General features: G+C 41.5%; 1 pseudogene. It reads left to right on the forward strand.

Features of this window, described 5'->3' with window-relative positions:
* Positions 1 to 49: 49 nt before the first annotated feature.
* Positions 50 to 241 (forward strand): annotated as a pseudogene (locus AC6UDG_RS07825) (GNAT family N-acetyltransferase); the annotation flags it as partial.

Genomic DNA, 241 nt, shown 5'->3' on the forward strand with positions numbered 1-241 from the left:
GCTAAGGGACAGCATTTTGATTCGATTTTAAAGTCAGGAGACTTAGTGCTTGGCAAAGGATAATGAAGAAATTACGATTCGTGCTGCTAAATCGGACGATTCCGAAGAACTAATCGAGCTAATGAAACGATTAAGTCAAGAATCTAGTAACTTTACGACGGATGTTCAGATTGATCAATTGACCGCTGAAACCGAAGCAGATGCCATTGACGCGGTGAATGCCACTGGGACTAACATCATT

The organism is Fructilactobacillus sp. X2R1C1, assembly GCF_059901435.1.